5 protein-coding genes are annotated in these 8,464 nt (G+C 59.4%); 2 read left to right on the forward strand and 3 right to left on the reverse strand.

The window, feature by feature from the left end; all coding sequences use genetic code 11:
• Positions 1–349 precede the first annotated feature (349 nt).
• Together ABX749_RS13185 and dnaG are read right to left on the reverse strand one after the other, a co-directional pair.
• Positions 350–2,050: a sigma-70 family RNA polymerase sigma factor gene (locus ABX749_RS13185; RefSeq protein ID WP_372896393.1), complete on the reverse strand. Its 1,701-nt coding sequence runs from the start codon at positions 2,048–2,050 to the stop codon at positions 350–352.
• Between the two features lie 142 nt (positions 2,051–2,192).
• Positions 2,193–4,250, reverse strand: coding sequence for a DNA primase (dnaG, locus tag ABX749_RS13190; protein ID WP_372896394.1), 2,058 nt, complete (start codon positions 4,248–4,250; stop codon positions 2,193–2,195).
• Between the two features lie 488 nt (positions 4,251–4,738).
• Here dnaG and ABX749_RS13195 point away from each other — a divergent pair, with 488 nt between their 5' ends.
• Positions 4,739–5,926 carry a hypothetical protein gene (locus tag ABX749_RS13195; RefSeq protein ID WP_372896395.1) on the forward strand — a complete coding sequence of 396 codons (1,188 nt, stop codon included), beginning with the start codon at positions 4,739–4,741 and terminating at the stop codon, positions 5,924–5,926.
• A gap of 338 nt (positions 5,927–6,264) precedes the next feature.
• Entirely contained in the window at positions 6,265–7,149 is an 885-nt protein-coding gene (locus ABX749_RS13200; protein ID WP_372896396.1) for an Rpn family recombination-promoting nuclease/putative transposase, read from the forward strand.
• A 196-nt stretch (positions 7,150–7,345) separates the two neighbouring features.
• Here the strand turns inward: ABX749_RS13200 and ABX749_RS13205 are convergent.
• Positions 7,346–8,464 (reverse strand): OB-fold nucleic acid binding domain-containing protein (locus ABX749_RS13205; RefSeq protein ID WP_372896397.1); only part of this gene is annotated, 1,119 nt, incomplete at its 5' end.

Genomic DNA, 8,464 nt, shown 5'->3' on the forward strand with positions numbered 1-8,464 from the left:
ATTTCATGATGGCACGAATCGAGAGGGGGTGAAGGAAGAACTGACGCACAGTAGTGCGCCGGCTACCCCCGAGTGTCAGCTGCGGTCTTTGCGGAGAGATCGCCTGCGTGTTGGTGTCCAGCCTTGAGGCGCATCCTCACGCGCTGCGAAGCAGCAAGATGGGCGGCTGAAGCCTGCACACCAGCGCACGTTGGTGTGCAGCCTTTAGTCGCATCCTAACGCGCTGCGAAGCAGCAAGACGGGCGGCTGAAGCCTGCACACCAGCGCATGTTGGTGTCCAGCCTTCAGGCGCATCCCGGTCGCTGCGGAGCAGCGATCATGGGCGAACCGGGTGCGCGGCGAGGGGCCGTTACGCGGCGACCTTGATGAACGACGCGAGTCGATCGGCGCGGCTGGGGCTTTGCAGCTTTGCGACGGCCTTGGCTTCGATCTGACGGACACGTTCACGCGTGACCTTGAAGATCCGACCGCATTCTTCCAGCGTGTAGCTGTAGCCATCGACCAGGCCGTAACGCAAACGGATGATTTCGCGTTCTCGATACGTCAATGTCTTGAGCAGTTCGTCGATCTTTCCACGCAGGATTCCGCCGGAGGCCATGTGCACCGGGTTCAGGCTATCGTTGTCTTCGACGAACTCGCCAAAGCTACTGTCTTCGCCTTCGCCGACGGGGCGATCCAGGCTGACCGGATGCCGGCCGATGTCCATCACGCGCTGGACTTCTTCCAACGGCACTTCGGTCAGCTCGGCGATTTCTTCGTACGACGGTTCCCGTTTGAGTTGCTGGGTCAGTTTCTTTTGCGCCTGACGCAGTTTGCTCAACACGTCGATCATGTGAACGGGAATGCGGATGGTGCGTGCCTGGTCGGCGATCGCCCGCGTGATCGCTTGACGAATCCACCAGGTCGCGTAGGTGCTAAACTTGAATCCGCGTCGATACTCGTACTTGTCGACCGCACGCATCAGCCCCGTGTTGCCTTCCTGGATCAGATCCAAGAACGACAGTCCACGGTTGCGGTATTTCTTGGCGATCGAAACGACCAACCGCAGGTTGCCGCTGCTGAGTTCGCGTTTGGTGGCTTCGAATCGTTCAAAATGCTCGCGTGCTTTGGTCACACGTTTGTGCAAGCTTTCGGGCGTCTCCTGCGTCAACATCATCAGCTCACGCAGCTCTTGTCGCAGATCGGCGGCTTCGTCGCGGCTGATCGCATCGTTGCCGAGTTCGGCCAAGCGGGTGCGGATGTAGTTCATGCGTTTTGAAAACTCTTCCAGCCGTTCCAGCATCGGGGTGACGCGTCGGCTCCGCAGGCTCAGCTCCTCGACCAGTTCCAACGCTTTGCGGCGACGGGCGATGAATCGGCGTCGGACTTCGGCCTTCAGTCGTGGCGGGGTGCTCTTGCGAGCCAACGCTTCAAAGTCTTCGCGATTTTGAGCGATCAGGTGATCGAGCGTCCGCAGGTTGTGTGGCATCCGTGCGGAGATCTGTTCTTTGGTCAGGTGCTCGGTCAGCGAGACCTTGATGGTGCGATCGAAGGGCAGTTCACCTTCGTGGACGCGATGCAGCACTTCGACGGTGTGACGCAAGGCGTAGTCGGATTCCAGCAAGCAGCGTCGGAATTGTCGCCGGGTGACTTCGATCTTTTTTGCCAGCGAGATTTCTTGGTCGCGGCCCAACAACGGGATCTCGGCCATTTGGCTCAGGTACATGCGAATCGGATCGTCACTCGCCCTGGGCATGTCGACGCTTGCCAGTTCTTCGGCAGCCGCCGCACCGGGCATTTGGTCGTCGTCATCGTCGGCTGCGGGGCTGCCGTCGGCGACGTCGCGCAGTCCACGGACGTTGGGCTCGGGGCGCCGCGTCGTTGCGGCCGGTGCGCTGTGTCCGTCGACCAGCTTGATCCCGAATCGCTCGATCACTTCGATCAGCTTGTTTAGCTTTTTCGGGCTGCCGTCTTCATCGGGAAGGTAGGCGTTGATGTCATCGTAGGTCAGGCATCCGTGCTCGTGACTACGCTCTACCAATTCGGCAAGTTTTCGATCCATCAAAAGCATTGTTCAAAACCTCATGTTTGAGTTGCCCATCATGGGCGTGCGGGTCGTTCCTTTTCACCGCGTCGGTGCTTTCATCCAGACGCGGTGCTTTTGTTTGCTTGACGTTGCGGGCGTCGTTCGGTCGTGGTCGTTCAGCTCCTCCCTAGTGGTCAATTTGCTGACGGTCTTTCTCACGATCGAAAAGCTGCTTTAGTAGATCCAGCTCTTCGTTTTCGTCCAAGGCCAATGATTCAAGTTTTGCGATTTGTCGATGCTTTTCTGCAATGTTTTCTCGCCGATGAAATTGTTCTAGCAATGACTGGAACCGCTGCTCGGGGCTTTGCGTGATTTTTCCTTCACGCTGTGCCAGGCGAAACTGCATCGTGACGACTTCATTTTTCAGGAAGTCATTTTCAATCAATGCCAGCAAGGTTTCGACGGTCAGCTCACGACCCTGCAGATCCAGTTCTTGATAGGCCGCCAAGATCATCTTTGCCGACAGCGTGTCCAGCCATTCGGGATCGATCGCTTCGACCGCCCGGCCGGCCAACTCGGGTGATTCGATCATCACTTCAAACAGCTCGCGATCAAAACTGCTGAGCGGGACCTCGCGATCCTGGTTCGGTTTAACGGTCGCCGCGTTCGTTGTCGGGGCAGGTGTCGCGGCAGGCCCGGTATGCTCCATCGACCATGGATCGTCGAGTTCCATTTCCGCGGCTTCGGCCAGCAACAGGTTCGGGTCGATCGGTCCGGTTGCCGATCCGACCGGCGCCGGGGGCGTGTTTCGTGTGGCGGGGCCGGCAGAGGCGTCGCCGGAACGCGAGTCCGTGCCGGCGGCGGCGCGAAATTTTGCCGCTTTGCGTTTCCGTTCCTTTTCTTCGGCGCGTTTCTTTTCCAGGCGATCTTCCAGCCGCGACTGGGAGATTTCGAAGGTCCGCGAAAGACGCAGGATCATCTGATCTTGTTTGAGCGGATCCAGCATCGGGGCTTTGGCCAGAATCCCGGTCATCGTGTCGATCGCCTGCATCACCGCGTGCGTGTCGTGCGTGACATCGATTCCCGCAGTCAGGGAACGCAGCTTGTGTTCCAGGGCATCCGGCGCCTCGGCAACCATTTGCTCCAGCGCGTCGCGTCCGTGTTGATGCAGGTAGTCGGCCGGGTCCATCGCATCGGGCAGAGTCAGAACGCGAAGGTCCGCGTCTGCCTTGATGAACAATTCCAGCACTTCGTCGGCGCGGCGTTGGCCGGCCGCATCGCCGTCGAGCACCAGCACGACGCGATCGGCCAATCGTTTGAGGGTGCGGACGTGGGCTTCACCGAGCGCGGTGCCGAGGACGGCAACGACCGGCTCGATCCCCGATTGCCGCGCCGCGATGACGTCGGTGTACCCTTCCATCACCAGCGCCTGGCCGCCCTTGCGGATCGATTCCCTGGCGAGCTGCAACCCGTACAGCTGTTCCGACTTTCGAAACAGTTTGGTCTCCGGGCCGTTGATGTACTTTCCGCCGGCGTTCTCGCCGTGTCGCGCCGCGATCTCCGGGATCACCCTGCCGCCCATCGAGATCGGGCGGTTTTGCATGTCGTGAATCGGAAACATCAAACGACCGCGGAACAGGTCGTAGCTGCCGTTTCCGCCGCGGCGGTTGAGCGCGACGCCTGCGGCGACCGGGATCTCGGCGCGGAACTTGTTCCGTTTGAGCAGCCCGGTGGCGAAGTCCCAGCTGTCCGGGGCGAACCCGATCCGAAACAGGTGTCGGTGTTCGTCGTCGATCCCGCGGCTGGCCAGGTAGTCGCGAGCGATCTTGGCGTCGTCGGTTGCCGGCGAATCGAGCTGATCGAAATAGGCGTCGCAAATCAGCTTGACGGCGGCCAGCAACGTGGATTTGTCGTCCTTGGATCCGGCGTCCACCTTGGGGCCGGTCTGGTATTCGATCCCGGCTTGTTCGGCCAGCGATCGCAGCGCGGTGACGAAATCGACGCCGTCGCGGCGCATCACGTAGCTGAACACGTCTCCGCCGATGTCACAGACCCAGCATTTCCAGGTCTGGCGTTCACGGTTGACCGTCAGCGAAGGCGAGCGGTCGTCGTGCCAGGGGCACTGGGCGGCCAGCATGCGTCCTTTCGGGACCAGCGTCAACGACGCACCGATGACGTCGACAAGGTCGACGGCGGCACGCACTCGCTCTTTGAGGTCCAGGTCCATCATTGCGGACAAAGCCACTCGCTGAAAATGTCCCTGCGAATTCATTCCGAAATCGCGCAGGATTGGCGAAACCATCCGGATCGGTCGACTCGTGCCGAGTGGGGCGGATTCGAGGGGGCCAATTCACAGACCCTTTCCATCCGCCGCGCGGCAAAGACTTTCTCCTGAAAGCCGTTCGAGCAAATTTCGATCACACGCACTCCGTTGCAGCGTAACAAATCTCGCCGCCCACCGGACTCCGACGGGGATCACTCCCGTCTGGAGAGGAGGGGGCACGAGCGATGCTTCGCATACGAGCTGGAGGAGTTTCACGATCGGCTGATTTCACGTCAAGATCAGTTTCACGCGAATTTCTCGCGGCTTCCTTGGGCACGATTAAACCTGTGTCCCGTTCCCTTTTTCACTGAACTTTGCCGAATCCCGTTACGAAGAACGGGTTTCCCGTCGGTATAATCTCCTGAATCTACCCCGTCCCTCCCCGGAACGCTTGTTTCCCAGTCCGGACCATGCCCGCATTCGACGTCGATTCGCAGAGCCCGGGCGGCTCCTTTGAACCCCAGCCGGCTGACCATTGGTCGATGCCGCTGGGAGCGATTGCCGGCATCCGGTTGTACCTGTCGTATTCCGTGTTCGTCGCGCTGGCGATCCTGGCGGGGCTCGTCGCGACGGTCCACGGCCGCGAAGGCAACGGTGACCTGCCGCTGGTCGCCCTGACCGCCGTGACGATCTGGTGTTTCGGCTGGGGGCTGCAGCTGCTCGTGCAACTCGGGCTGCATCGCTGGACGAACGCCAAAAGCGAATCGATCACGATCGGGTTGCTGGGCGTCGAGGCCGCCAATCCGCTGTATCGTCGCTACCCCTGGTCTGCGGTTGCCAATCTGATGGCGGCTTGTTTTTCGTTGACCGCACTGGTGATGTTGGGAGCCGCCTGCTTGGCCGTCCACATGCTGACGCGGACGGCCGGTTATGCCGACGGCACCTTGTGGCTGCAAGAACTCGCCGCACCGGGCTTGGGCTTGGACGCCGTGGAGAAAAGCTATTTGACGGCCGCCTGGTTGCTCTGGATTCAAGCCGCCTGCCAGGCGTATCCGTTGCCGAAAAACCTGGGCCGCGGCGCCATCGCATCGGCAATCGCGTTGTTCGCCGCCGAAGCCAATGATGACCTGCAACTCAAACTGCTGCGTCGGCTGTTGCAATTGATCTCGCTGATCACCGTCGTAATCGCGATCGCGACCCTGATCGGTGACGGCGATGTCCACCTTCCCCGTTGGCCGGTCTTGTTGTTCCTGGCCGGCCTGTTGTGGGTGTCGACCTATAAGAACGATCTGCGTGACTGGATCACCTCCATCCACGTCGCCGCTGCAGACCCCATCGCGGGACACTTCGACGTCACCGAATTGCGGGCCAGTGATGTCACCGACAGTCACGACACGTCGGTGCGGACGCCTTGGCTGAGTGAGTGGATCGACTCGGTGCGGATGCGTCACAAGCGAAAACGAGTCCGCGCGGCGATGCGACGCGAGCACGAAGAAGCCAATGACGCGGCCCGCTTGGACCAAGTGCTACAGATCGTCAGCCAGCACGGCACCAAGGGGCTCAGCCACGAAGACCGCGCGCTGTTGCAACGCGTCAGCAAGAACTTGCGCCGCCACCGCGAGTCTCAGCAGCAAAGCGACGGCGGTGCGTCGGAGTGATCGAGAGGGAGAGAGGCAAGGAGACAAGGAGAGAGGGAGACAAGGAGAGAGGGAGACAAGGAGAGAGGGAGACAAGGAGAGAGGGAGAGAGGGATGAGTGTCGCTGGGACCCGAGGCGCCGCATAGGCACGATGCCGACGAGGCCTGCCCACCGGCGCCCAACTGATCATCATCGCGTCATACTCTGCTAGACGCCATAGGGCCGTTACAATCTCCGCTAGCGTCTGCATGCACCTGTGCGCGTGGCGAGATCCGGCACAACTTGTGGAATTGCGCCGTTGGACGCATGATCCAAAATCGCTCTTGACCGCTTTCCCGTCGGCATTGGACTGCATGACATGACAATTGGTATTGATCCGAAAGTTGATTTTGCCTGCAAGCAACTGCTGGGAAGCCCAGATCATCCTGCGATTACACTGCACTTTCTCAACGCCGTCCTCGATGGAAACCCGGCGATCACCGATGTGCAGATTCTAAATCCGATCATCGAAAAGAGTTTTGAAGATGACAAAGCATCGATTCTGGATGTCTTGGCGACGGACGATCGCGGGCGGTTCATCGACATCGAGATCCAGACGACGCTTCCCGCTGGGTTGTCCGAGCGACTGACCTACTACGCGGCCAGCCAGTTGGTCGAACAACTCCATGAGGGCGACAGCTATCGGGAACTACGCCCTTCAATCGGGATTTGCGTTCTTGATGCGATCCTCTTTCGCGAATCAAGTCCTCTGCATCTCGACATCCAACTTCGAACCCTGAGCGGCAAATTGCTGACAGATTGCCTGCAAATCCACCTTTTAGAGTTGCCAAAGTACGAGCCCGGTGCGGATAATGACGTGATCGTCGACCCGGTCCGTCAGTGGTTTCACTTTTTCCGATTTGCGGCGACTTCCAGAGCCGACGAACTGCGGCATCAGCTTCCCGATCCGGTCTTTGCCGAAGCGATAGGAGTATTGGAAATGATTGCCAGAAACCCCGAAGATAAGCGATTCTACGAATCACGTTTGAAGATGCAGCGTGACGAGCAAGCGCGTCTGGAGGCGGCGGAGGAACGTGGTGAAGCTCGAGGTGAAGCTCGAGGTGAAGCAATTGGCAGGGTAAGAGTGCTTCAATCGCTTGCAGGCGTCGCAGAATCAACGATCGAAGATCTGCGACGACGCTCATTGGAGGAGCTTGCTGCAATGGAAGCCCAGTTGACGCGTCAGCTTCGTGAGCGCATCTGAAAGTCTGTACCGTACTCCACTGATCGGTACTCTACTGATCGGGGCGATTGGCTACCTAGCAGCAATTTGAGCTGCTCCTCATTCACCGGCTGGCTTGGAAGCAGTGGATCCACTTCTCTTGATGTGCCGCAACTTGGATTGCCGAAGGATTGAGACGGGCCAAGTTTGTGTCGAACACGATAGGGCACAAGGCGCGTTAGCGTGGCTTGCTCATCATCAAGCGGTAATTTCCTGAGCCGAGGAGGTCATCGATCCGCGATCGCATTTCGGGGGTCACTTGGACTTTGAACTTGTCGGCTTTCAGGTGGACCAATTCGCCTTCGGCCAGCTTCATGCTGAACAGCAATTCTTGGTTGCCGGGATAGCCGCGGACGATCTCCCGTAGACGCGAGATCGTCTGCCCGTCGTGTTTGGCTTCGTCCAACCGGATGCGCATGCCGTGCGTGTAGCGGTTGTCTAGGTCATCGAGCGGAATGAGTTCGTCGATGATCAAGTTGGCTTCATCGCCCCCACCCCGCCGGTCGACTTTGCCTTTGGCCAACACCACCGCGTCGGGGATTACCTTTTCGCCATGATCGGCAAAGCCGCGCGGCCAGAGGATGCAGCGGATCGCACCCTGCATGTCTTCCAAATCAAAGTTGGCGTACTTGGACGGCTGGCCCGGTTTGGGGTTTTTGGTGTGGGCGATTTTGATCGAGCTGATCATGCCTCCCAGAATCACTTCGCCCCGATCCTGGATTTCGGACAGCGAGTCGGTCGTGTGCGTGCGGAACGTGGCGAGTTTCGGCTCGTACTCGGCCAATGGGTGGGAGTCCAGGTAATAGCCGAGGACTTCTTTTTCGTAGCCCAGTTTTTCGCGGTCGGGCCATTCATCCATTTCCGGCAGGACGACCGCCGGTGCGCTACCGTCCGCCTCCTCTTCATCTTCGAACGCACCGAACAGGCTGGCTTGGCCGCTTTTCTTATCGGCTTGCACGGCGGCTCCGGCCTGCATCGCTTTTTCGATCACGGCGACCAACTGGCTGCGTTTGGCGCCGAAGCAATCCATCGCGCCGGCTTTGACCAGCGTTTCGATGGCGGACTTGTTACAGGCGTGCGGATCGACGCGTTCACAGAAATCGAAGATGTCTTTGAAAGGACCATTCTTCTTTCGTTCCTGTTCGATCGAGATCGCAGTCGATCCGCCACAGGCTTTGATCGCCGACAGGGCGAAGTGAATTTTGCCGTCGGCGACGCTGAAGTCGGCTTCGGACGTGTTCACACTCGGCGGCACCACTTCGATGCCCATCCGATCGCAGTCCTCCATGTGCTCGAC

Origin of the sequence: Stieleria sp., assembly GCF_041595215.1 — a bacterium.
In the GTDB taxonomy this organism is placed as follows: Bacteria; Planctomycetota; Planctomycetia; order Pirellulales; family Pirellulaceae; genus Stieleria; species Stieleria magnilauensis.

Coding starts and splice junctions, on each gene's coding strand:
- ABX749_RS13185 (WP_372896393.1), bottom strand. CDS start 2,050: ATGCTTTTGATGGATCGAAAACTTGCCGAATTGGTAGAGCGTAGTCAC.
- ABX749_RS13195 (WP_372896395.1), top strand. CDS start 4,739: ATGCCCGCATTCGACGTCGATTCGCAGAGCCCGGGCGGCTCCTTTGAA.
- ABX749_RS13200 (WP_372896396.1), top strand. CDS start 6,265: ATGACAATTGGTATTGATCCGAAAGTTGATTTTGCCTGCAAGCAACTG.